The sequence below is a fragment of the Halomonas sp. GFAJ-1 genome (assembly GCF_000236625.2).
Classification (GTDB): Bacteria; Pseudomonadota; Gammaproteobacteria; order Pseudomonadales; family Halomonadaceae; genus Vreelandella.
Genome location: NZ_AHBC01000028.1, coordinates 10,361 through 34,807 on the forward strand (window position 1 = coordinate 10,361; position 24,447 = coordinate 34,807).

General features: G+C 55.9%; 21 protein-coding genes. 15 read left to right on the forward strand and 6 right to left on the reverse strand.

The features are described from left to right. Window positions 1-13: 13 nt before the first annotated feature. On the reverse strand, window positions 14-2,878 hold the full coding sequence (locus tag MOY_RS08165) for an insulinase family protein (protein WP_009098540.1): 2,865 nt from the start codon (window positions 2,876-2,878) through the stop codon (window positions 14-16). Continuing rightward, window positions 2,878-3,564, reverse strand: a complete 687-nt coding sequence (locus tag MOY_RS08170) for an SOS response-associated peptidase (RefSeq protein ID WP_009098542.1) — start codon at window positions 3,562-3,564, stop codon at window positions 2,878-2,880. Before MOY_RS08170 ends, MOY_RS08165 begins: the two co-directional genes overlap by 1 nt. A gap of 183 nt (window positions 3,565-3,747) precedes the next feature. Between MOY_RS08170 and MOY_RS08175 the strand changes: the two genes are divergently transcribed. Continuing rightward, window positions 3,748-4,362: a TetR/AcrR family transcriptional regulator gene (locus MOY_RS08175; RefSeq protein ID WP_009098544.1), complete on the forward strand. Its 615-nt coding sequence runs from the start codon at window positions 3,748-3,750 to the stop codon at window positions 4,360-4,362. Continuing rightward, on the forward strand, window positions 4,359-5,021 hold the full coding sequence (locus MOY_RS08180) for a 1-acyl-sn-glycerol-3-phosphate acyltransferase (RefSeq protein ID WP_009098546.1): 663 nt from the start codon (window positions 4,359-4,361) through the stop codon (window positions 5,019-5,021). The genes MOY_RS08175 and MOY_RS08180 overlap by 4 nt, the downstream gene beginning before the upstream one ends. Window positions 5,022-5,048: 27 nt before the next feature. On the opposite strand, the gene MOY_RS08185 is transcribed toward MOY_RS08180, so the two are convergent. Beyond that, window positions 5,049-6,323 (reverse strand): HlyC/CorC family transporter, encoded by a 1,275-nt coding sequence (locus MOY_RS08185; protein WP_009098548.1) that lies wholly within the window; start codon window positions 6,321-6,323, stop codon window positions 5,049-5,051. 102 nt (window positions 6,324-6,425) lie between these two features. After that, window positions 6,426-7,223, reverse strand: coding sequence for a cytochrome C assembly family protein (locus tag MOY_RS08190; RefSeq protein WP_009098550.1), 798 nt, complete (start codon window positions 7,221-7,223; stop codon window positions 6,426-6,428). 206 nt (window positions 7,224-7,429) lie between these two features. On the opposite strand from MOY_RS08190, the gene ffh reads away from it, so the two are divergent. The 11 genes from ffh to MOY_RS08245 all read left to right on the forward strand — a co-directional run bounded on the left by ffh (window position 7,430) and on the right by MOY_RS08245 (window position 18,439). Further along, window positions 7,430-8,848: a signal recognition particle protein gene (gene ffh, locus MOY_RS08195; RefSeq protein ID WP_009098553.1), complete on the forward strand. Its 1,419-nt coding sequence runs from the start codon at window positions 7,430-7,432 to the stop codon at window positions 8,846-8,848. Window positions 8,849-9,146: 298 nt separating this feature from the next. Beyond that, complete coding sequence (rpsP, locus tag MOY_RS08200; RefSeq protein WP_009098555.1) at window positions 9,147-9,395, forward strand: 30S ribosomal protein S16; 249 nt, start codon at window positions 9,147-9,149, stop codon at window positions 9,393-9,395. 46 nt (window positions 9,396-9,441) lie between these two features. After that, complete coding sequence (gene rimM / locus MOY_RS08205; RefSeq protein WP_009098557.1) at window positions 9,442-9,987, forward strand: ribosome maturation factor RimM; 546 nt, start codon at window positions 9,442-9,444, stop codon at window positions 9,985-9,987. A gap of 110 nt (window positions 9,988-10,097) precedes the next feature. Then, window positions 10,098-10,874, forward strand: a complete 777-nt coding sequence (gene trmD / locus MOY_RS08210; protein ID WP_009098559.1) for a tRNA (guanosine(37)-N1)-methyltransferase TrmD — start codon at window positions 10,098-10,100, stop codon at window positions 10,872-10,874. Window positions 10,875-11,024: 150 nt separating this feature from the next. Then, on the forward strand, window positions 11,025-11,381 hold the full coding sequence (rplS, locus tag MOY_RS08215; protein WP_009098561.1) for a 50S ribosomal protein L19: 357 nt from the start codon (window positions 11,025-11,027) through the stop codon (window positions 11,379-11,381). Between the two features lie 105 nt (window positions 11,382-11,486). Beyond that, a complete protein-coding gene (gene xerD / locus MOY_RS08220; RefSeq protein ID WP_009098563.1) occupies window positions 11,487-12,368 on the forward strand; it encodes a site-specific tyrosine recombinase XerD in 882 nt (293 codons plus the stop codon). Beyond that, window positions 12,343-13,152, forward strand: a complete 810-nt coding sequence (locus MOY_RS08225) for a DsbC family protein (RefSeq protein WP_009098564.1) — start codon at window positions 12,343-12,345, stop codon at window positions 13,150-13,152. The genes xerD and MOY_RS08225 overlap by 26 nt, the downstream gene beginning before the upstream one ends. Before the next feature lie 86 nt (window positions 13,153-13,238). Further along, window positions 13,239-14,555, forward strand: coding sequence for a homoserine dehydrogenase (locus tag MOY_RS08230; protein ID WP_009098566.1), 1,317 nt, complete (start codon window positions 13,239-13,241; stop codon window positions 14,553-14,555). 4 nt (window positions 14,556-14,559) lie between these two features. Then, entirely contained in the window at window positions 14,560-15,948 is a 1,389-nt protein-coding gene (thrC, locus tag MOY_RS08235; protein WP_009098568.1) for a threonine synthase, read from the forward strand. 6 nt (window positions 15,949-15,954) lie between these two features. Further along, window positions 15,955-17,751 (forward strand): single-stranded-DNA-specific exonuclease RecJ, encoded by a 1,797-nt coding sequence (locus tag MOY_RS08240; protein ID WP_009098571.1) that lies wholly within the window; start codon window positions 15,955-15,957, stop codon window positions 17,749-17,751. 70 nt (window positions 17,752-17,821) lie between these two features. After that, a complete protein-coding gene (locus MOY_RS08245) occupies window positions 17,822-18,439 on the forward strand; it encodes a YitT family protein (RefSeq protein WP_009098573.1) in 618 nt (205 codons plus the stop codon). Between the two features lie 60 nt (window positions 18,440-18,499). On the opposite strand, the gene MOY_RS08250 is transcribed toward MOY_RS08245, so the two are convergent. Next, on the reverse strand, window positions 18,500-21,022 hold the full coding sequence (locus MOY_RS08250) for a heavy metal translocating P-type ATPase (RefSeq protein WP_009098577.1): 2,523 nt from the start codon (window positions 21,020-21,022) through the stop codon (window positions 18,500-18,502). Next, a complete protein-coding gene (locus tag MOY_RS08255; RefSeq protein WP_035540440.1) occupies window positions 20,989-21,432 on the reverse strand; it encodes a MerR family transcriptional regulator in 444 nt (147 codons plus the stop codon). Before MOY_RS08255 ends, MOY_RS08250 begins: the two co-directional genes overlap by 34 nt. 274 nt (window positions 21,433-21,706) lie before the next feature. Between MOY_RS08255 and MOY_RS08260 the strand changes: the two genes are divergently transcribed. Continuing rightward, the gene (locus tag MOY_RS08260) at window positions 21,707-23,059 is read left to right on the forward strand and encodes an OmpP1/FadL family transporter (RefSeq protein WP_009098582.1); all 1,353 of its coding nucleotides are present in this window, start codon (window positions 21,707-21,709) and stop codon (window positions 23,057-23,059) included. A gap of 262 nt (window positions 23,060-23,321) precedes the next feature. Further along, a protein-coding gene (prfB, locus tag MOY_RS08265) for a peptide chain release factor 2 (RefSeq protein ID WP_105208815.1) occupies window positions 23,322-24,420 on the forward strand; the annotation gives its coding sequence in 2 pieces (ribosomal slippage) (window positions 23,322-23,396 and window positions 23,398-24,420; 1,098 coding nt in all). Window positions 24,421-24,447 lie beyond the last annotated feature (27 nt).

Below are 24,447 nucleotides of genomic sequence, written 5' to 3' on the forward strand. Positions count from 1 at the left end.
GCAGGGTCATTGCTTAATCAGTCGTGGTGGTGGGGACGTCGGCTGTTTTAGCTAAAGGGCTAAGCGCTTCGCGATAGGCGTTAATGTCACTTGGTTCATCGCCTGGGTTAAAGCGAACATCCAACTGCTGCGATAGCAAAGAGGGCCATAGCGCTTGAAGCTCCTCGGCGCTCACCTCTAAAGCGAGGGCTGCTAGCTGCTCGCGGCGGTCGAAGCGCACCTCTTCCAGTGCGGTTGCCTGCCAGAAACGATTGGCCATCCCTTGTAAGCTGGTGTCCCGCTGGCGCAGCCGGTCATGAACCGCCTGGCGGTGGGGGGCCAGCGCTTCATCGGTGAGCAGTGCCAGCCGCTCACCCGCCATGTCCATAAAGGCATCCATGCGTTCGGCTATGGTCGCGCTGTCGACATCAGGCGACTGCACGACAAGGGCTAGGCCGGGTGCTTCAAGTAGCGGCAAATAGCCCGCATTGACGATATAGCCCAGCTGCTCCTCGGTACGCAGCTGCTGATAGAACGGTGTGTCCAGCCACTGCGCCAAAACGCTAATCATGGCTTGTTCTTCAACGGTTTGGTTGCGTCCTTGGAAGTAACGCATTACCAGCGACTCTTCCCGGTTGCTGTGGGGATGCAGGACGCTTGCCTCATCACTCACGGCTAACGGCGTTAGTTCGCGAATGTCGTCGCGGGTTAAGCGAGGCGTAAGTGCATCGCGTATCACGCTTGCCTGTTCGCTTGCCAGGGTTGCGTCAAGATTGCCAATCGCCATTGCATCTACGTACAGGTCTTTCAAGAAACGTTGACGAAAGTCTTCTAAGTGCTGGCGCTCCATGCGTTGGCTAGCGTTAAGTAGCTCAACGCTTGACCACTGCGGGGTAAGGAGCGCTTCCCCTAGGGTGCGGCTGGCTTGCCCGTATAGCGATGCTTGAGGCGCATTGCGCCATTCGCGCTGAAGCTGGTAGCGCACGCGCTCAAACTCGCTGGGCGAGATATGGGCGGTTTTCAGCTGCTCAATCGCTTGCTCAATGAGTGGCGTTTGGCCATCACGCCAGCCAGAAAACGACAGCGTAATGCCCCGAGCATGGGGGTAGGCGCTAAACGCTTGCCCGGCAAGCCAAGCAGGGTAAAGCGATTCGTTTAAGCTGTCATTCAGCCAGCTTGCCAGTAGGCGGTTAAGCACGGCCTCTTCTGCAGAGTAGCTGGCGCTAGGATGCTGCAGGCTGACCCGCCACTCAACGCTTGGGGTGTTAAAGCGGGCGTCCTGCATATGCCACGCGGTAAATGTTGAGGTATCTACCAATACGCTGGGCCGCTCATCTTGCCCCGACAGCAGCGTTAAGTCGTTGGCAATAAAGGGGTTGGGTTCTGGTAGCGCTAAACCGCTCAATGCTTGGCCTTGCCGGTTGGGAAGCGCTTCCCGCCACTGGGTGTTAAACCAGGGAGAAACCGTCTCGCTCTCAACGTCTGGCGCTGAGTAGAAGCGCAGCATGTTGTCAGGGGTAAGCGCGTCTAGATAGACCTGTTGACGCTCACTATCCATGCCGTCCATACGGTAGGGTGCGTACTGTACGTCTTCCACTGGGTAGCGAGAGAGGCTCATTGCTAAACGCATGGCTTCCTGCTGTGGCGCACCGTGTTGCTGGAAACGAAAGGCTTGTTCGCTAAGGCTTTTTTGTTCGTCGTAACGCCAGCTATCTATTCCCTCTTCGCGGATCTGTTCAATAGCAGCAAAAAGGGTGGCTTCAATATCATCCAGCCGCTCAGCGCCGGAGGGCGTCAGGCTGATGGAAATGGTAAATAATGCTTCGTTGCCATCGCCTCGGCCAACCCCTGCTGAAAGTGCATCAGCCAAGCCAGCTTCTCGCAGCACCGCAAGGAGGCTGCCTTCACCTTCATCGCCCAGTAGGTGGGAGATTAGTTGGGTCGGTTTAGTGCGGTACTCCTCGGTGGGGTCGGGGACCGGGAAGTAAAAGCGCAATTGACGGCGATCCTGCAGCGACTGACGCTCAATATAGCGGGGTAGGGTGTCGGCATCCACCAGCGGGACATCAATGGTCGGCACGCTAAGCCCGTTATCTGGGATGTCTGCAAACCGCTCAACAACCCACTCTTCAAGGGTGTCCAGCGACTGAGGTGCCACGACGGCCAAGTTCATTACATTGGCGTCATAATGGCGATGGTAAAAGTCGATGACCCGCTCCCGCAACGTTGCCTCGCCTTCGGGCGGGTTCGCTAGGGTGTCGCGGCTACCAACGGCAAAGCCAGTGGTGGGGTTGTCAGGGTTTAGTAGCTGGTTCAGGACATCGTTTTCACGGCGCGACTCATCACGGATGCGCGCCATGTACTCCGAGTGAACAATATTTCGTTCGCTCTCTAACTTGTCGGCATTGAATAGCGGCGATAGAAAGAACTCGCTAAAACGATCTAGCGCGCCCGGCAGTGCAGAGGGCTCTATGTCGAAAAAGTAGTTAGTGTCCTGTTGGGCAGTAAACGCATTGTGGGCGCCGGCGTTATCCGAAATATAGCGCTGGTAGGCGTCTGATTCGGGGTAGGTCTCGGTGCCCAGAAATAGCATGTGCTCTAGAAAATGAGCCAGGCCTTGTAAATCGTCGGGGTCCTGAGCACTGCCTACGCGTACGTTCATAGAGGCAGCCGCTTTATCGGTGTCAGGATCGCTAACCAGCAAGGCTTGAAGACCGTTTTCCAGGGTGAGTACCCGGTAGTCACGGCTATCAAATGGGCTAACGGTCGGTGTAGTGACGTCAGCGATTGGCGTCTCTTCGGCAAAAGCGCTCGGTGTCCACCACGCGATACTGGCGGCGATGCCAATGGCGGCCTGCTGGGCAAAAGGTGGGGCGAACATTTTATAAGGTCGCAACATTAAAGCTCCTGTGACACAGCCCAGCGCAGCATCGGCCCAGTAGGATGGGCGCAGGACGATGACTGATAGGCAGGGTTATTGACATGTTTTGATACCGGAAAAGCGCCTAACAGTTCCAAGGGCGCGGGCACTAATTGTGCTTTAAGGTCGGCTAGTGGTGTTGCTGGGTCTAGCCAGCTTGTTAACGCTTCCGGAGCAATGACCACCGGTAATCGATCAGTAAGTGAGGACAAGCAGGCGTTAGCTGGCACGCTGATCAACGCCGTAGAGTCGGTAAACGTGGTTAGCGTGGTGTGATAGCGGCACCAAAGCGCGCCAAGTAACAGGGGGGTGCGAGCCACGTGAGTGACCAAGTAGGGCTGCTTGCTTCGCGGCTGCGTTTTCCAAACGTAAAAACCGCTGACGGGTATCACACAGCGCCGAGCGCTAAAGGCGTCGTTAAACATGGCGCGTGACGTCAGTGTTTCGGCGCGTGCGCAGTGGGGGGCGTGATCAAGTACCTTCAGCCAAGGGGGGGTCAGTCCCCAAAACAGCGGTTGTAATTGATACCTGCCCTGCTCAAGACGAAGTGCCGACACAGGTTGGCGTGGCGACAAGTTAGGCGACTCAATCAGCGCTTCTGCGTTGCCAAGGGATGGCACTAGGTTTGAAAGAGATAGGCGTTGCACGTGTAGGCGTCCCGTCATGCCTGTCTCCTTATGTGAAATGGCCAGAAAAGTGTGGGGAGGCGGGTGCGAGAAGAATACGGTAATTGTAGCGTTTTAGTGTCGAAAACAGTGTTCGATATAAGGTATCCTATATCACCCCTTGCTCACGCTAAAGCGCGATGAGGCATTCTTCCTGTTTGCCGTTGACCTTAAGAGATCGCCATGGCCCGTCCTAGACAGCATGCGCCCGATGCCCTCCATGCGCAGGTCATGTACGCTTGTGATGAGTGGTTGGCTAACCAGCCAGTCCATGGTTTGTCACTGCGTGCCTTGGCCCGAGACGTGGGCTGCGCGCCCAGTACGCTGCTAAAACTGTATGGCAGCTTTAACAACTTACTGCAGCACGTCAATGTCGAAACGCTTGCACGGTTGCAGCATACCATTACTAGCCTGCCAGCAGATGACCCTGAGCCTTGGCTGCGCTCACTGGCGCTTGCCTATTGGCACTTTGCGGAGCAAGACTGCTACCGCTGGCAACTGCTGTTTGACTATCCCCTGGCTCAAGAAGGCGAGTTGGATCAGCGTCAAAGCGACTTAATCGAAGCGCTTTTTACCCAGGTTGAAACGTCGTTAAAGCAGTATCAACCCGCGCTGGATGATCTGGAAGCACGTCGCCTGGGGCGTACCCTTTGGGGCAGTGTTCATGGGTTGGTGCAGCTGGGCTTAAACGAGCGGTTAGGCTACTGGCAGGGGCAGCAGCTCAAAGTAGATGAGTTGCTGGATCAGTTAATGAGTACTGTGCTAGCAGGCTTACGCCATCGGGAGGCGGCGACGTGACATGGCTGGTTAAATGTGTCCGCTATATCCTGCGTAGCGCTATCTATATAGCCATGCGCCTTTGCTATCGGCTTAGCATTCACGGTCGTCACCACTTGCCCAAAAAGGGCGCCGCGCTGGTGGTTTGTAATCACGTTAGCTTTATGGATGCGCTGGTATTAGGCGGTGCTAGCCCTAGGCCGCTGCGGTTTGTGATGGATCAGCCTATTTTCGACTCCCGCTGGCTTAAGTGGTGGTTCCAGCTGGTAGGCGCGATTCCTATCGAGTCTGAGCGGCATAGTCCTGGGGCGCTGCGTCGTGCGCTGGATGATGTCAGTAGCGCGCTACGCCAAGGTGAAATTGTGATGGTCTTCCCAGAGGGGCGCCTTACCCCTGATGGTGATATTCACACGTTTCGTCGTGGGCTTGAAACCATTTTGGCCCGGGATAATGTGCCTGTTATTCCTGCTGGTATTGCAGGGCTATGGGGATCTTGGACATCGCATTATGGCGGCAAAGCGCTTAAAAAGTGGCCTGCCCGCTTCCGTGCGCCGGTCAGCCTCCACTTTGGCCCCCCGGTCATGGCCCAAGAGGCAGAAGAAATTGCCCTACGGCGCTTTTTGGAGGCTCGGGTACGGGCACTTAAAGCGGCTGGCGATAATGAAATTGCCCACCGTTAGTGTAGGTGGGCATGTGAAAGCTGAGTGCTAGCGGCGTGGTAGGCGCTGTTTTTGCCAGCAGCGTGCCGACGTAATCAGGTTGTCGCGAATTTCAAGAATTTCCATACGCGTATTGCCAATTTGTAGGCTAGCAGGCCCCTCTGGAAACGCCTCTAAATGCTCTAAAATTAAACCATTTAGCGTTTTAGGGCCGTCGGTAGGTAGCTGCCAGCCAAGCATCTTGTTGATGTCGCGGATGTTAGCGGTGCCTTCGATAACATGGCTGCCATCATCCTGCTGATGAATCTCTTCATCTTCTGATACGTCGGTGGTGAACTCGCCAACGATCTCTTCAAGAATATCCTCTAGTGTCACCAATCCTTCCACATCGCCGTACTCATCGACCACGATGCCAATACGGCGCTTCTGTTTTTGGAAGTTAAGCAGCTGAGTGTGTAGTGGCGTCGACTCGGGAATGAAGTACGGTTCGCGGGCCTCTTGCACGATGGCTGCTTTAGTAACTTCGCTACGCGATAAAAAACGTGCGGCATTACGCAAATGCAGCATGCCAATGATGTTGTTGATATCACCTTTGTAGACTGGCAAGCGGGTATGCTGGCTGGTACGGATCTGGGTCAGAATATCTTCAAGCGAGTCGTCTAGGTCGATACCCAGCACTTCGTGGCGTGGTACCAAAATATCGTTAACGGTGACGTTCTCAAGATCGAGTATCGATAGCAGCATAGCCCGGTGGCGGTATGGGATTAGCGTGCCAGCCTCGTGAACCACCGTGCGCAGCTCGTCGCGGGTTAGGCTGTCGCCGCCGTTCTCAACGCTTTTAACCCCCACCAGGCGTAGTAGGCCATTGGAAATTACGTTCACCAGCCAGACAAGCGGATAAAGCAGTTTGAGCAACGGCTTTAGTGCGACCGATGCCGGATAGGCAATGCGCTCGGGTTTTATGGCGGCGTAGGTTTTTGGCGTCACTTCAGCAAAGATAAGAATCGTGATTGTGAGTAGTGCGGTAGAGATGGCGGGGCCTGATACATCGCCAAAAAAGTGGATGGCAATAATAGTCGCGATAGAGGCGGCTAAATTATTAACAAAGTTATTGCCAATCAGGATAACGCCAATTAATCGGTCTGGACGCGAGAGCAGTCGTAAAACCCGCTTTGCGCGACGGTCGCCACTGTTGGCCTGATGGCTCAGGCGGTAGCGGTTTATCGACATCATGCCTGTTTCAGAACTGGAGAAGAAGGCAGACAGCAGTATCAAGATAGCTAGCAGGCCGAACAGTAACCCCAGAGGGAAGTCGTCGCTCAAGTCGAAAGTTCCTTTGTGGCGTATCAGGCTCGTTGTGTAGAAGTAAGGCGGTAGCGTGCCATGCGCATGTCACTAGAAGAACGCATCGTTAAGCTATCAGGCTTAACGGTTAAGTAAAATTTCCAATACAAATTTACTGCCAAAATAAGCCAGTATCAGTAGGCCGCAACCGCCTAATGTCCAACGTACGGCACGCATGCCACGCCAGCCAAAACGATAGCGCCCCACCAGCAGCGTAGTGAAAATAATCCAAGCACCCAGCGAAAGAACCGTTTTATGCGCTAAGTGCTGGGCAAAAAAGTTATCGAGGAAAATTAGCCCGCTGGCGATCGAGAGCGTGAGTAGCAAAATGCCTGCCCAGACCAGCTCAAACAGCACCCGCTCCATGGTGGTAAGCGGTGGTAATGACTGTACGATGCCGCGAATATGGTGATGGCGCAGTGCTTGATTTTGCAAGCCGACAAGCACCGCCTGAACCGCGGCAATTGCGAGTATTGCAAAGGCCAGTGCAGAGCTCACCGCATGTAGCAAGATGCCGGGCGTTAGGCCGCTCTGGCTGCCTTGGCTGGGGAGCCAAGTGGCCACAATTAGCGCAATACCCGCCAGGGGGAAGAGTACAATGCCGGCGTTTAGCACCGGCTTAAATAGGCTGGCGACCAGTACCACGTTAACCGCCACGGCCATTAGCAGCGTGGCGCTCGTGGTAAAGCCAGGCAGAAGCCCTGGCGCCGCACCCACCAGCTTCACCACGACCGGGATGTGCAGTAAGAGCCCCAGTGCGCCCAGTAAGCGCACCATGCCCTGCCGAGGGGGCACCCGGCGAAAAAGAGTCATGCCCTGCCAAATAGCAGCGGCAACATAAACAACAAAAGCTATCGTGGCGAAAGGGAGCGCCTGCATGATGCTATCCGTGCGCCTTGCAGCGCGTTGCTGTGAAAATCGATCAACTCAATAACTACTGCCTACTATAACTAATCACAGCGGCGCCGCACAGCCATGGATAGCCAACGCTATCACCATGGAGACTCGCGGCCTGAGCGCGTATAATCGTTACCCACATTCGTCCGGTGAATCCGCCCGGCGACAGCGACGGAGGCAGAGGCCCCATGTTTCAGAATCTGAGCGAGCGTCTTTCCCAGACGCTGAAGTCGATTAAAGGCCAGGCACGGCTGACCGACGATAATATTAAAGATACCTTGCGCGAAGTGCGTAAAGCGCTTCTAGAGGCGGACGTTGCACTGCCGGTGGTGAAGGCGTTTATCGAGCGCGTGCGCGAGCGTGCGGTGGGACAAGAAGTTTCTAAGAGCCTTTCGCCTGGGCAGCAGTTTGTCAAAATCGTCCAGCAAGAGCTGGAAGCGATTATGGGCGAGGCCAACGAAGGCCTCACGCTAAAAGGCTCGCCAGCGGTTGTGCTGATGGCTGGTTTGCAGGGCGCAGGTAAAACCACCTCTGTTGCCAAGTTGGCCCGCTACCTGCGCGAGCGCGAGAAGAAAAAAGTGCTGGTGGTCTCTGCTGACGTGTATCGTCCGGCGGCGATCGATCAGCTAGAAACGCTAGCCAAAGAGGTCGAGGTTGATTTCTTCCCCTCGCGCTCTGATCAAAAGCCCGTTGATATTGCCACGGCGGCCATTAAGCACGCCAAAATTCAGTTCCACGATGTGGTGCTGGTGGATACGGCCGGGCGGCTAGCCATTGATGAAGCCATGATGGCCGAGATCCAGGCACTGCATAAAGAGATCTCACCTCAGGAAACGCTGTTCGTCGTCGATGCGATGACCGGCCAGGATGCGGTGAATACCGCCAAAGCGTTTAACGAAGCGCTGCCGCTGACCGGGGTAATCCTCACTAAGGCCGACGGTGACGCCCGTGGCGGTGCCGCGCTCTCGGTGCGTCATGTTACTGGCAAGCCGATTAAATTTATGGGTGTTGGCGAGAAGGTCGACGCCCTTGAGCCTTTCCACCCGGATCGCGTGGCCTCGCGGATTCTGGGCATGGGCGACATGCTGTCGCTTATTGAAGAAGCTGAACGTACAGTAGATAAGGATAAAGCCGCAAAGCTTGCCAAGAAGGTTAAAAAAGGCGACGGCTTTGACCTTGAGGACTTCCGCGACCAGCTCCAGCAGCTCAAGAAGATGGGCGGTATGGGTGGCCTGCTAGGCAAGTTGCCCGGAATGGGGCAAATGGCCGAGATGGCCCAGGGGCCAGGCCCGGAAAAAGAGCTGGGTAAGCTTGAGGCATTGATTAATTCCATGACGCCGAAAGAGCGTCGTGCGCCCGATATCATCAACGGCTCTCGCAAACGGCGTATTGCAGCGGGTGCCGGTCTTCAAGTGCCTGATTTAAACCGTCTGCTGAAGCAGCACAAGCAAATGCAGAAAATGATGAAGAAGGCGGGCAAGAAGGGCGGCATGCAGAAAATGATGCGGGGTATGTCCGGCATGATGGGCGGTGGTGGCCCCGGCGGTCCCGGTGGCCCTGGTGGTATGGGCGGCATGGGTGGCCCAGGCGGGTTACCTTGGCGCTAAGCCGCTGAGCGTTGTCAATGAAGGCTTGGTAAGGTTGACGGCCTGAGAGTTTTCTGGCTGTCAGGCTTTCCAAGCCGGGCGCATTTGCGTAGAATGCGGCCTCTTCATGCGTGGGTGTTGGCATAGCTATGCGTAATTGTAGCCGCGGCACCTTGCATCGAAGTGCTTAAAGTACTCAGTAATCACTAACTTATTGCTGTAAGTGATGACAGTACCCTGAAATCAGCATGATGAGTGTTCTGATAGCGATGTGCGCTATTTCACACTCTCGTAACCTCAACCGAAGGATAGTTATCGTATGGTTACCATTCGTTTGGCACGTGGTGGCGCCAAAAAGCGTCCCTTTTATCACCTGACTGTTACCGACTCTCGCAACGCCCGTGACGGCCGTTTCATCGAGCGTATCGGTTTCTTCAACCCGGTTGCCCGTGGTCAGGAAGAGCGTCTGCGCGTCGATTTAGACCGCGTTACTCACTGGCAGAGCCAAGGCGCCCAGCTATCTGGTCGTGTTGCTGAGCTGGTTAAAGAAGCGCGTAAGCAGGCCTAAGCCTGTTGTTACGTGTTCGGTGCTGTTGCCGTTGGAGCTGTCGTCGATGACGCGTTTAGAAACAAGCCATACTGACGACGCACATGTGGTGCTTGGTAAGCTGACCAGCCCTCACGGGATTAAAGGTTGGCTAAAGGTGTACTCCTATACCAGCCCCATGGACAGCATTTTGCAATACCCCGAATGGTGGGTGCGCCAGGGTGAAACCTTGACGAAGATGACCATTGTTCAGGGGCGTCGGCAGGGCAAAGGCTTAGTGGTTCAGCTTAAGGGCATTGATGACCGAACGGCGGCGGAAGCGCTGGCGCAAACGGATGTTCTAATGCCGAAAGAAGCGCTACCTACGCTTCCCGACGACGAATATTACTGGCATGAGCTTGAAGGCCTAACGGTTTTTACTCAGTCAGGCGAACGGTTAGGGCAGGTCAGCTACCTGTTTGAAACCGGCGCCAACGATGTCATGGTGGTGCGTGGTGATAACGACGCGATCGACAAGCGCGAGCGTCTGTTACCTTTTTTGCCCGATGATGTGATTGTTGAAATCAGCCCGGAAAATGGCCGTATGGTTGTTAACTGGGATCCCGAGTTCTGAAAATAGGTTTGAAAACTGCGTTGAATAAACCGACTTCGAATGAGCTTACGGCAACTGATTCATCAGCCCTTGCATCAAACAGTGAAAAAGAGGCAGAGCGAGTGCCTGCAATGTGGATCGGCGTGGTGTCGTTGTTTCCCGAAATGTTCGATGCTATTACCCAACAAGGCGTGGTAGGTCGAGCAGTAGAGAAGCAGCGTATTGCCCTGGAGTTTTGGAATCCACGCGATTATGCCACTGACCGCCACCGCAGCGTGGACGACCGCCCTTATGGCGGCGGCCCCGGAATGCTGATGAAGGTAGACACTCTGCGTGCTGCTATCTTCGATGCTCGCCAGCGAGCAGAACAGGCGACCGGTCAAACGCCAACCGTGATTTACCTTTCGCCCCAAGGGCGCAAGTTGGATCAGCAGGGCGTGCAGTTGCTCGCTTCAGCAGGCCCTTTAGTGGTCGTTGCGGGCCGCTACGAAGGCATTGACGAGCGCGTGGTGGAGAGTGACATCGATGAAGAGTGGTCAATTGGCGATTATGTGCTGAGCGGTGGTGAACTGCCTGCCATGGTGCTAATTGATGCAGCGGCAAGGCTGGTGCCCGGTGTGTTGGGCCACCAGGATTCCGCTATCGAAGACTCGTTTAATGACGGCTTGTTAGACTGCCCGCACTATACCCGTCCTGATGTCATCGACGGGCGCCAAGTGCCTGAGGTGCTGCTGAGTGGTAACCATGCAGCTATCAAGCGGTGGCGTGCAAAGCAGTCGTTGGGACGTACCTGGCAGCGTCGTCCTGATTTACTGGCAGGGCGCACTCTTAACGCCGAGCAGCAGGCGCTGCTAGACGAGTTTATCGAGGAACACGCTTTGCCCTCTACGTCGGAAAGCCGCACGTAGACCAAAGCGGCGGTGCAGGACGACAGCAGCCAGCGTGCGTACCTGCGTCACCCATAACGACTCCCGCGAAGCTCGCTTCGAGCGCCGGGATCACGGTTTGCCCCTTCCACAACTGCGTGGCAAGCCATTACGTTATTTAGGAGTATCAAGATGAGCAGCAAGAACAAGGTGATCCAGGCGATCGAATCCGAGCAAATGACCAAAGAGATTCCGGTATTTGCTCCGGGCGACACCATCGTCGTTCAGGTAAAAGTTAAGGAAGGCACCCGCGAGCGTCTGCAGGCGTTTGAAGGTGTGGTCATTGGTAAGCGTAACCGTGGCCTGAACTCCGCGTTCACCGTACGTAAAATTTCTCACGGTGTTGGCGTTGAGCGTACTTTCCAGACCTACAGCCCGCTGGTTGACTCTATTGAAGTCAAGCGTCGTGGTGACGTTCGTCAAGCTAAGCTGTACTACCTGCGCGAGCGCAGCGGCAAGTCGGCGCGTATCAAGGAAAAGCTGGCTTAATCGCCACTTTTTCACGGGCGCTTGGCGCCCGGATACAAGACCCCGTCTCCGCTCTGCGGGGCGGGGTTTTTGTTTGCTGAGCCACTCCCTAGAGACTGTTAGCCTATGAGCGTGATTGATGCTTTTCTAGATGCCCTTTGGCTTGAGCAAGGGGCAAGCGATCATACGCTAGCGGCCTATCGGCACGATTTGACTGCTTGGCAGCAACAACTTGAAAATGAACAGGAGACGCTGTTAACCCCTTCGCCACAACGCTTTGCAGAATGGCTTGAGCGTCGTCGCGAGCAGGGTTACCAGCTGCGCAGCAACGCACGGCTGCTCTCCTCACTGCGTAGTTTTTATCGCTGGGCGCGGTTGTATGGGCATATCGCTAGCGACCCACTGGCTGATGTCACGTTGCCGCCGGTACGGCCAAGCCTGCCCAACACTTTGGAAGAGGACGAGGTTGAGCGACTGCTGCTGGCGCCGGATATCACCACGCCGCTGGGTGTCCGCGACCGCACCATGCTTGAACTGCTGTACGCCTGTGGGCTGCGCGTGTCAGAGCTTGTAGGATTGACCGGCGATGCGGTCAATTTACGCCAAGGAGTTGTACGCGTGCGGGGTAAAGGCGATAAGGATCGCCTAGTGCCTATGGGCGAAGAGGCTGCTGAGTGGTTGGCCCGCTATATGGAAACGACAAGGCCTATGCTCATGCATGACCCCACGCGCCCAGCGCTATTTCCTGGTCGGGCGGACAAGGCCATGACCCGGCAAACGTTTTGGCACCGTATTAAAGCCCACGCCATCACCGCGGGGATTTCAAGGTCGCTGTCACCTCATACGCTGCGTCATGCGTTTGCGACACATTTGTTGAATCATGGGGCCAATTTGCGGGTCGTACAGCTGCTGCTAGGTCATAGTGACTTATCCACAACGCAAATTTACACGCACGTTGCCCAGGCGCGCCTGGAGCACCTGCATGCCGAACACCACCCACGAGGTTGAAGAGATAATGCGCCAACGTAAGACGCTCTTGTTAGGTAAAGCCGCTGCTTTAACACTGCTTGCTCCTTGGGTCGCGGTAGCGGGTAGTTTGTTGCCGGCGCTTGCCAGCGCTGATGTAACGGCCGAGCGGTTAGCCGAAAACCTAAGCGTTAACGGTCAGTCGATGCCGGTGAAGCAGGTCAATGCGACGCCAATGGACGGGATTTACCATGTGCGTCTTGAGAGTGGTGAGTCGTTCTACTCCAATGCGGATGGTAGCCACTTTTTGGTAGGGGACCTCTACCAAAATGGGGATAATGGTTTGGTCAATTTAACCGAGCAGTCGCGTAATCAGGAGCGCGCCGCCGCACTTGCTGCCGTGCCGGACAGCGAGCGAGTGATCTTTCAGGGCATGGGGTCGCCAAAAGCAACGGTCGTGGTGTTTACCGACCCCTCTTGCCCCTATTGTGTGCGGCTACATGAGACCATTCCAGAGCTTAATGAAGAAGGCATTGCCGTCCACTATATGGCGTTCCCCCGTGCAGGCATGGGTAGCGCGGCAGCAACATCGCTAGAGCAAGTGTGGTGCTCGGAAAATCCAAGTGAAGCGATGAATCAGGTAAAGCAGGGCCAGACGCCTTCAAGCTCGGCACGTTGCGATAATCCGGTGAGCGGCCAGTATGATCTAGGGGTAGCGCTAGGGGTGCAGGGCACGCCAGCGATTGTCTTGCCCGATGGGCAGCTGGTTCCTGGGTTTGTGCCCCCCGAACGGCTGGTTGCCATGTTAGGCTTGGAAGATGAATAACGTCACATAGAGTGACGAACGATAACGCTGAGACACTGATCGACATAGCGGCACTTGCGGGTGCCCATCACGAAAGGGGAAGTATTTTGAAACCGGTAAGAGTAGGCATTTGTGGGTTAGGTACAGTCGGCGGCGGTACGTTTAACGTATTAACGCGTAATGCGGACGATATTAGCCGCCGTGCGGGCCGCCCGATTGTCATTGAGCAGGTTGCCCACCGCAGCGTTCATCCCGACTGCGATATTACCGGCATTAATGCCACCTCGGACGTATTCGAGGTGGCCAACAACCCTAACGTGGACGTATTGGTAGAGTTGATTGGCGGCTACGACATCGCGCGTGAGCTGGTGCTAACGGCTATTGCCAACGGTAAGCACGTAGTCACTGCTAACAAAGCGCTGATCGCCGTTCATGGCAACGAAATTTTCCGCGCCGCCCATGAAAAAGGCGTGATTGTCGCGTTTGAAGCCGCTGTGGCGGGCGGTATTCCGGTCATCAAATCCCTGCGTGAAGGCCTCGGCGCTAACCGCATTGAGTGGGTGGCGGGCATTATCAACGGCACCGGTAACTACATTCTTACCCACATGCGCGATGAAGGCCGTGCCTTTGAAGACGTGCTGGCCGAAGCGCAGGCGCTGGGTTACGCCGAATCCGACCCCACCTTTGATGTGGAGGGTATCGATGCGGCGCACAAGCTAACGATTCTGGCCTCGATTGCCTACGGCGTACCGCTGCAGTTTGAAAAAGCCTTCACCGAAGGCATTTCGCGGATTACCGCCGAGGACGTTGAGCAGGCCGATAACCTGGGCTACGTGATTAAGCATTTGGGTATTTCCAAGCGCACCGATCAAGGGCTTGAGCTGCGGGTTCACCCGACGCTGATTCCTAAAGAGCGTCTGCTGGCCAATGTGCACGGTGTTAAAAATGCCATTGCGGTCATGGGCGATGCGGTTGGCCCAACGCTTTACTATGGCGCCGGCGCTGGCGCAGAGCCGACCGCGTCTGCCGTGGTCGCTGACCTGCTCGACGTTGCTCGTGATATCACCACGGACCATCACTATCGGGTGCCTTACCTGGCGTTTAGCGGCATTGATGAAGATGTTAGTCAGCTGCCCATTATGCCGATGGAAGATATCATCACGGCGTACTATCTACGTCTGCTGGCGGTAGATCGCCCCGGTGTGCTGGCGCGTGTGGCAACAATTCTTGCTGAGCAGGGCATCTCTATTGAAGCGCTGATCCAGAAAGAGGCCACCGAAGGTGAGCTGGTGCCGATTATCCTGCTGACCCACCGCACCAAAGAGAAGCAGATGAACGAAGCAATCCGCGAGATTGAATCCATGGCGGACATTGCTGGCCCGGTCACCCGCATTCGCGTTGAAAGCCTGGACGAAGGAGAGTAACCCCATGCGTTATATCAGCACGCGGGGCCAAGCGCCCGCGCTCTCCTTTGAAGAGGTGGTATTAACCGGCATGGCCAGCGACGGCGGCCTTTATGTGCCGGAAACGCTGCCCCAGTTCTCTAAAGAAGAGCTGGCCAGTATGGCCGGTCTCTCTTATGCAGAGATTGCGTTTCGGGTCATGAAGCCGTTTGTAAATGGCGAAATTGACGACGATACTTTCCGCCGCTTGGTGACCGAAGCTTACGCGACGTTCAACCACGACGCCGTGGTGCCGTTAAAGCAGTTGGATGCTAACCACTTTTTGCTAGAGCAGTTCCACGGCCCGACGCTGGCGTTCAAAGATGTTGCGCTGCAGCTACTTGGGCGTCTGCTGGATCACTTCCTGAAAAAGCGCAACGAGCGTGCGGTGATTATGGGTGCGACGTCCGGGGACACCGGATCAGCGGCCATTGAAGGGTGTCGCCACTGCGATAACCTGGATATTTTTATTCTTCACCCGCACAACCGCGTCTCGGAAGTGCAGCGCCGCCAGATGACCTCGGTGCTGGCGAACAACGTGTTTAACATCGCCATTGAAGGTAACTTCGATGACGCTCAGGCAATGGTGAAAGCAAGTTTTGCTAACCAAGACTTCCTGAATGGCACGCGTCTTGTCGCGGTAAATTCGATCAACTGGGCGCGCATTATGGCGCAGATCGTCTACTACGTGGCCGCTGGCGTTGCGTTGGGTGCTCCCCAGCGTGAAGTGAGCTTCTGCGTGCCATCGGCCAATTTCGGCAACGTCTTTGCTGGCTACATGGCGTTCAAGATGGGTCTGCCGGTGAAGCAGTTTATTATTGCTACCAACGCCAACGACATCTTACACCGCACCCTGGCGGCGAACGATTTCTCCAAGAAGGAGCTGGCCGCAACGTTGGCGCCTTCGATGGATATCGTGGTTTCGTCGAACTTTGAGCGGCTGCTGTTTGACGCCTACGACCGCGATGGCTTAGCGGTAGCAGCGCTGCTAGAGCGCTTCCAGCAAGAGCCTACCGCCCTTGCCGATGCGCCGCTGGCGAAGCTGCGCGAGAAATTCGCTAGCTACAGCGTCGATGACGACACGATTCTGGAAGTGATTCGCGAAGCCCACCACCGTACCGGGGAGATTCTTGACCCTCATACGGCCACTGGCTACCGCGCCGCCGAGCGCGCACGGGCTGATACCACGACGCCTGTGATTACGTTAGCCACCGCGCATCCGGCAAAATTTGCTGAAGCCGTGGTTAAAGCGGGCTTCCAGGGCGTGCCACTGCCCACGCATATGAATGACTTGCTGGAGCGTGAAGAGCGCTACACCGTGCTGCAAGCTGAGCTGGGTGCGGTTCAGCAGTTTGTCGCTGACAACCGGCGCTGAGGCCTCATGGCCGACGAGTCAACCCAAACCCAGAATGCGAGCCAACCACGCTTAGAGCCTCGTCCAGTGGACGAGGCTGTCTATGCGCGTGCCCAAGCGGAAGGCTTAAGCGAGCTACAAGCGCGTCTTCTTGCCTCTCGGCTGCCAGGCTACGCGGGCGAACTTGCCCCGCTGGTATCACCCAGCCTGCGCTATTTGGCTCATCCGGAAAAGCTGACCGACGGCCGCCGTGCCGCTGAGCGTATCGCTCAGGCGGTGGCCGAAGGGGAGACTATCGGCATTCTCACTGACTACGATGTGGACGGCATTACCTCCCATGTGGTGATTCGGCGCACCTTGGTGGAGCTGTTTGGCGTACCCGAATACAAATTACATAGCCTAATAGGCCACCGTATTCACGATGGCTATGGCATCAGCCTGCCACTGGTTGAGCGGACACTTAGCTTAACGCCTAGGCCCACGGTAGTGATTACCGCCGACTGCGGCAGCTCGGACGAGCCCCGTATTGCCCGCTTAAAAGCGGCGGGTATTGATGTGGTGGTCAGCGACCACCACGCGTTGCCGTTGGAGGGGCCACCGCCTTCCGCCTACGCCTGCGTTAACCCCACCCGCCTTGACTGCGACTACCCGGATAAAACCATCGCCGGGTGCATGGTGGCGTGGCTTCTAATGTCGCTTGCTCGCGGCGTATTAATTGAGTGGGGAGCACTGCCGGATGCGACGCCGAAGCTGTCGCCGTGGCTCTCTTACGTCGCGCTGGGCACCGTAGCGGACTGTGTTTCGCTGGGCGGCAGTCCTGCTAACCGCGCCGTGGTGAGCCACGGTTTAACGCTGATCAATCGCATGGATGCCGCCTGTTGGCGGGCCATGGCTACCCGGTTAGGTGCCGACAGCGTCCCCTTTAACGCTGAAACCCTAGCCTTCCAAATGGGACCGAGGATTAACGCTCGCTCGCGGCTGGATGACCCCTACGCGGCGCTGCACTTTATGTTGGCGGAGACGGACAGCGTGGCGAATCGTCAGCTAGACGTGCTCGACGAGGATAACCAGTCCCGCAAGGCGATTGAGGCGGATATGGCGGAAGAGGCGCGCACCTTGGCTGTGCCAGCTCTGGATGCTAACGAGCCTGCGGTGGTGGTGCTGCTGGAGGATGGACATCCTGGTGTGCAGGGCATCGTCGCTTCACGGCTAGTGCAGGCCTATGGCCGCCCCGCGCTGGTGCTTACCCGCGCGGCGGCGCCCAATATGTTGACCGGCTCTGGTCGTTCGATTGATGGCCTGCACTTGCGGGATGCTCTGCAACGCACCTTTGAGTTGGCTCCTGAGGCGCTGCCGCGTTTTGGTGGCCACAGTGGCGCGGCAGGCGTGGGTGTGCCGAGGGAGCAGCTAGCTGCTTTTAAGGCTGCGTTTTTACAGGCGGTGAGCGAGCAGTTAGGCGATACGCCGCTCTATCCACGGCTGTGGACCGACGGTGAGCTTTCTACAGACCAACTGTCACTGGTAACGCTTAACGAGGTCGAAGCCCTTGGGCCTTACGGGCGAGAGTTCGATCCGCCCCTGTTTGAAGGGCGCTTTATTGTTGAAGCGCTACGCCCGGTGGGGGCCGAAGGGTCGCACCTAATGCTTGAGCTTTCCATGGGTGCGGTAACCAGCAAAGCGATCTGGTTTCGAGCGCTAACGCCAGGTGAACTGCCTTCGTTTAGCGTGGGGGATACGCTGCACTGTGCCTATAAGCTCAACCGCAATCGTTGGCGGGGACGTGAAACATTGCAGTTGATGGTGGAGCACGCTAGCCCGATTTAGTGCTCTCCGCTATCCTCGCGCCCTTGGCCATTTAAACGGCCGCTCGAATATTCCCAAAAAGGACGCGTGAATGCGTATGGAAGACTTTCCTAAAGATCCTCATAAGCCCTATGAGGATATTATGGCGATGCTGCTCGGCACGTTTTTTGTTGCCCTTGGGGTGGCGTTTTACACTCAGGCGGTACTCATCACCGGCAGTACAGCAGGCTTGGCGCTTCTGTTGAACTATGTAACCGGATGGGGGTTTGGGGTCTGGTTTTTCGCGATTAATCTGCCGTTTTACTATCTGGCGGTGAAACGTATGGGGTGGAGCTTTACGCTGCGCACCTTTCTAGCGATTGGCTTGGTGTCGCTATTTTCCGAGCTAACCCAGGGCTGGGTACAGTTTGCCAGCGTGCCTTCACTCTACGCAGCTTTGATGGGTGGGGCGCTGATGGGGATTGGCATGCTAATGCTGTTTCGCCACCGCACCAGCCTGGGCGGGATTAATATTCTGGCGCTCTACCTGCAGGAAAAGCACGGCCTGCGGGCAGGCTACGTGCAGCTGGGTATTGATGGGATGATTCTGCTGGTGGCGCTGACCCAGCTACCGCTAGACCGAGTGGGCTACTCGGTGCTGGGTGCGCTTACGTTGAATTTAATTATTGCCCTGAATCATAAGCCCGGGCGCTATATTGGGGTTAGTTAAGCCAGAACCACCAAATAATGAGGCCAATCAGGCCGATCCCTATCAAGTTGATCAATAGGCTCATAAGCCCTCCTGTTGGGCGGGTGTCCAAAGCCTTAAGCGGTTGGCGTTACTGACCACTGTGATGGACGACAGTGACATCGCAATGCCAGCAATGATGGGCGACAACAGCATGCCGGTGAAGGGGTAAAGCACGCCTGCGGCTATTGGGATGCACAGCACGTTATAGCCAAAGGCGCCGACTAAGTTTTGCTTGATATTGGTAAGCGTCGACCGGCTTAACTCAATGGCGGTGGCCACACCGTGAAGCGAGCCGCGCATCAGGGTAATTCCCGCACTCTCCATGGCGATATCGGTACCCTGGCCGATGGCAAAGCCCACGTTCGCACGGGCTAGCGCTGGGGCGTCGTTAATGCCGTCGCCTACCATGCCCACAACTTCCCCAGCCTGCTGGCGACGCTCAATTTCTGCGTGCTTGTCATCCGGCGTCATGCCTGCTTTGAACTCGCTGATGCCCACTTCCCGGGCCACGGCGGCGGCGGTGTGTTCATTATCGCCGGTGAGCATCACGACGGTTAAACCATCATCCTGCAAGCGTTTTACCGCCGCTGCCGCGTCTTCACGTAGTGGGTCGCTTACCCCAAACAGCGCGGCAAGCTCGCCGTTCACCGCAAGGTACACCAGCGAGCGGGCTTTGGCTTCCAACTGGCGAACGCTCTGTTCAGCGGGTGAGAGACTCACACCCGCCGCTTCTAACAAGCGGGCATTCCCCAGAAGCAGGGTATCGCCTGCTTGGCTGGCTCCCTTTACACCGCCCCCGGTGACGCTCTCAAAGGCTGTGAGTACATCGGCATGGGCGTGCTGCTCTTCGGCGTAGGCCGTTAGGGCATTGGCTAGGGGATGTTCCGAGCGGCTTTCCAATGCCATTACCCAGGCCAGCACTTGAGCAGCGTCGTTGTGAAGCATCGTGGCATCAGTAACGCGGGGTTTGCCCTCAGTGAGCGTACCGGTTTTATCGACCACGAGAGTGGTTAGGCGACTGGCGGTCTGCAGCGCTTCGCCGGTGCGCACCAATACGCCGTTTTCAGCCGCTTTGCCCACGCCAATCATGGTAGAGATGGGGGTTGCCAGCCCCAGGGCGCAGGGGCAGGCAATAATGAGTACGGTGGTGGCAGTGACCAACATATGAATGACGACCGGTGCGGGGCCAAGGTTGTACCAGGCTAGCGCCGTTAGCACCGCAATGATCATGACGCTTGGAACAAAAATGCCCGATATCTTATCGGCTAGCTCGCCAATAGGGGGGCGGGAGTTTTGCGCGCTGGCCACTTGTTCGGTGATTCGCCCCAAACGGGTATCGCTGCCCACCCGGGTGGCACGAAAGACCAAGCTGCCGTTGCCGTTAACCGTCCCTGCGCTAATCTCGTCACCATTAGATTTATGCACGGGCAGCGGCTCACCGGTGAGCATGGACTCGTCGATATAGCTTTGGCCCTCAAGCACGATGCCATCCACTGGCAGCCGCTCACCGGGGCGTACGCGAACATGATCATCCAGAACCACCTCTTCAATAGGCACTTCCTGCTCTTTGCCATTGCGAATCACTCGGGCGGTTTTTTCCTGCAGGTCGAGCAAGCGTTTTAAGGCACTGCTGGTGCGTCCGCGGGCGCGAAGCTCGAGGGCATTACCTAACAGAATAAGCCCGATAATCATGGCTGACGCTTCAAAATAGATGCCGTGGGCTACCTCCGGCAGCCAAGGTGCAAACAGCACCACCGCCATAGAATAGAGCCAAGCGGTGCCAGTGCCCATGGCTACGAGCGTGTCCATATTGGCTTGGTGGTGCTTAAACTGTTTCCAGGCGTTGGTAAAAAAGTGCCGCCCTGGAAAGGCCAGAATGGCTAGGGTGAGTAAACCCACCACTAACCAATAAATACGCCCAACACCCATGGGGTGGGGGTGGTAGACAAACATGCTTAGCATCAGCGGTATGGCAAGGGCAAGCGACAGCGCGCTGCCCCGTAGGCGTTGACGGTAGGTAATGGCTTCTTGAGCTTCGCGGGTGCGCTCGGCCTCGCGCATATCCACAATGGGTTCGGCGCTATAGCCTGCTGCCGCTACGGCCTCAATCAGTGTATCGCGTTCAGCACTTCCCGAGACCTGGGCGGTGTGGGTGCCAAAACTCACCGAGGCTGCAGTGACGCCAGGGGTGTTAATAAGCGCCTTCTCAACGCTTTTTACGCAGCCAGCACAGGTCATGCCGCTAATCAGCAGGCGCTGTTGTGGGGTATTGGCGGCAGGGCCTTCAACCGCCTTGCCAGGGCTCGGTGCCTGCCCACTAGGTGCCGCAGTTTCAACGGGGAGTTCGCCGTGCGGGTAACCTGCTTCACTCAGCACGCTATCCAGGGTGTCGCCATCCAGCAGGCTGGTAACCTCTAAACGTTTTTCTTCGGGAAACCCTGTCACGTCGGCACTTGCGTCCTGGGCTTGAATAGCCTCACGCATACGCTTAACACAGCCCTGGCAGTTCATGCCCGGCACGGTGCGGGTTAGCGTTTGTGGCTGCACGGTTTTGCGCTGCATGGTGCCTCCTCAGGAAAGCTTTCAATTAATCGGCATAGGCTGTGGCCGTCTGGCGTGCCATCGGGCATCTCCTGCCAGCTTTCCAGCGCCTGTTCCATACGCTGGGCAAGTGCCTCTAGTTCGGTAATGCGCGCGCGAATTTGCGGCAAACGGTTCGCGAGCAGATCGCGTACCAGCGGGCAGGGGGAGTCGCCTTGGTCAGCGTGGGCCAAAATGTCGCGGATTTCCGCTACGCTAAAACCGAGCTTGCGCGCCCGCTGAATAAATTGCAGGCGCTCAGCATCGGTGCCGGAATAGAGCTGGTAGCCATTGTCAGGGTGGCGCGTTGGCGCCAAGAGGCCTTCACGAGTGTAGTGACGCACTGTTTCAGCGGTAACGCCACCGCGCTTGGCTAGCTCGCCAACTTTTATTGTGGCTGTTTGCATAACTTCCCCCGCTTCCATAAATTAAGCTGATTCAGTTTAAAACCTATGGGTAACCCATAGGTCAAGCGACGTTCGAACACTCAGCCAATAGGACTAAAACACTGATTTAAAACAGTCGTGCGACTAATGTATAAGTAAAAAACAAAATAAAACGCTCGTTTGCCCTTGAACCAAACCCTGCATTGGGCGAAAACTAACACGTAAGAACAACGAGGGTGGATGGCACTATCCACTGGATCATTGGGAAGAGAGGCCCACTATGTATAATAACTTTAAAAAGCTCACTCTGACGGCTGCAATCGCAGCGGTAGCATTTGCCAGCCAAGCGAACGCAGGCGGGTACCAAATCAACGAACAGAGCGTCAGTGGTCAGGGGTATGGGCACGCAGGCCGTAGCTCCAACGTTAACGATGCCACCATCGTATTTGGCAATCCAGCGGGCATGTCATTTCTCGATCGTGCCCAAATCACTGCGGGTGGAACCTATCTAAATGTCAACTCTGATATAGACAACCCTACCTCTAGCCGCTTTCTGGAAACGCCAGGGGGCTCGCTGCCATTAGGTTCGGCGGGAGGGAGTAATGACGGCGATATGGTGCCGGGAACGTTAATTCCCTTTGCATTTTATGCACAACCCGTTAACGAACAGCTGGCGTTTGGTTTTGGGGTTTATGCTCCTTTTGGCTCGAAAACCGACTATGAAGATGGTTTTATGGGACGTAACCAAGGTAACTACACTGAAGTTAGAGTTATCTCGGCCCAGCCAACGGTGTCTTATCGCTTCAATGAGCAGTGGGGCGTAGGCGTTGGTTTAACCTATAACCGTGTGGATGGAGAGTTGCACCGCCAAGTACCCGTGGCTGTTGGACAAGCGCCTGATGGCTCTCCAATTATCACTGAAGTAGATTCGCGGGTTGAGGGTGACGATGAAGCCTGGGGTTATAATCTCGGGGTGATTTATCAGCCGGTGCCAGAAACGACCTTTGGTTTAACTTATCGCTCAAAGGTTGATTACACACTTGAGGGTGACTTCACGGCAAGTTCTCCTGTGCTGGATCAGTTAGGCCTAGGCACTATTACGGATGATGCCTCTTTAGACTTAACTACACCTGAAACGGTTAACTTCTCTCTTACCCAGCAGATGAGTGATGACCTCAAACTCATGTTTGGTGCTTCCTGGGCACGCTGGAGTCGCTTTGACAAGATTCTCGTGAGTGGCGTAGAGCGTGATGTAATTACTAACGAGCAGCAGAACTACTCAAATGCTTGGGCTTTTTCAACCGGTGGTGAGTATCAGCTAACGCCTGCACTAGCTCTTCGTGCGGGTGTTACGCTGGATTTCACGCCAACCCAGGATGCCACCCGTAGTGTGCGCATTCCTTCAGATGACCGTCGTATCTTTTCCATTGGCGCAGGCTGGAGCCCAACACCTGATCTTACGTTAGACTTTGCCTACTCTTACTTGACAGAGCGCGGCACCCAAGTTGAGCAAACTAAAACCGATAGTTTTACGGTAGCTGGTCAACAAACACCGCCTATTACCTCTAACTATTCCGGTGACTACAAAAACGAAGCCCATGGTTTCGGTGCTCAGCTTACCTACCGCTTCTAACGGATAGCGCGTTAACACTTATTGATCGACTATCGTTAGTCACTGACCCGGCCTCGGCCGGGTTTTTGCTTTCAGCCGGGAATTTGTACAGAGTGACCATCCACGCGGGGTGGGTGCGGTAAGCGCTAGGTTTCGTTACAATGCGCCTTAGAATTTCGCCGCTGGGCTGGCGGGTGCTAACGTTTAACGTAATAGCGCGCAGTCGGCCCAGCGGCGCCTGTCTCTTTTGAACCGTGCACTACTGACCAAGGCAAGGGCGTCCATGTTGGAAACTAACCCGATTCATAACCAGATCAAGGACCTGTCTGAGCGGACAGACGTTCTTAGGGGGTATCTTTGACTATGCCGAGCGTAAAGATCGGCTAGAAGAAGTTTCCCGCGAGCTTGAAGACCCCAACGTTTGGAACGACCCGGACTACGCCCAGAAGCTGGGCAAAGAGCGTGCTTCCCTTGAAGCCATTGTGGCGACTATTGACGAACTCGATCAGGGCTTGGCTGATAGCCGCGACCTGCTAGAACTGGCCGAAATGGAAGAGGACGAAGGCACCGTTGAGGAAGTTCGTAGCGAACTTGATGGCCTGCAAGGCGCGCTAGAAAAGCTTGAGTTTCGCCGCATGTTTTCCGGTGAAATGGACGAGAACAACGCCTATCTGGATGTTCAGTCAGGCTCTGGCGGTACCGAAGCGCAAGACTGGGCGAACATCTTGCTGCGCATGTACCTGCGTTGGGCAGAGAGCCACGGCTTTAAAGCAGAGATTATTGAAATTTCCGCAGGTGAAGTGGCAGGTATTAAATCTGCGTCGATCCACATTCAGGGTGATTACGCCTTTGGCTGGCTGCGTACTGAAACCGGCGTTCACCGTTTAGTGCGTAAAAGCCCGTTTGACTCCGGTGGCCGTCGCCATACCTCCTTTGCGTCGGTGTTTTTGTCACCAGAAATCGACGACAGCTTTGAAGTTGAAATTAATCCTTCCGACCTGCGCGTGGACACCTATCGCTCTAGTGGTGCCGGTGGCCAGCACGTTAACACCACCGACTCTGCAGTGCGGATCACCCACGAGCCCACGGGTATTGTGGTGGCGTGCCAGAATCAGCGCAGCCAGCACGCCAACCGCGACTTCGCCATGAAGCAGTTAAAAGCGAAGCTGTGGGAGCACGAAATGCAGAAGCGCAATGTGGCCAAGCAGGAAGCAGAAGACTCCAAAGCTGATATCGGCTGGGGTAGCCAAATTCGCTCTTATGTATTGGACGATCAGCGTATCAAAGACCTGCGCACCGGCGTTCAGTCCAGCAACTGCGACAAAGTGCTCGATGGTGATTTAGACCAGTTTATCGTCGCTAGCCTGAAGCAGGGTTTGTAATTTTTTAGCGTTTGAACATGAATAGGG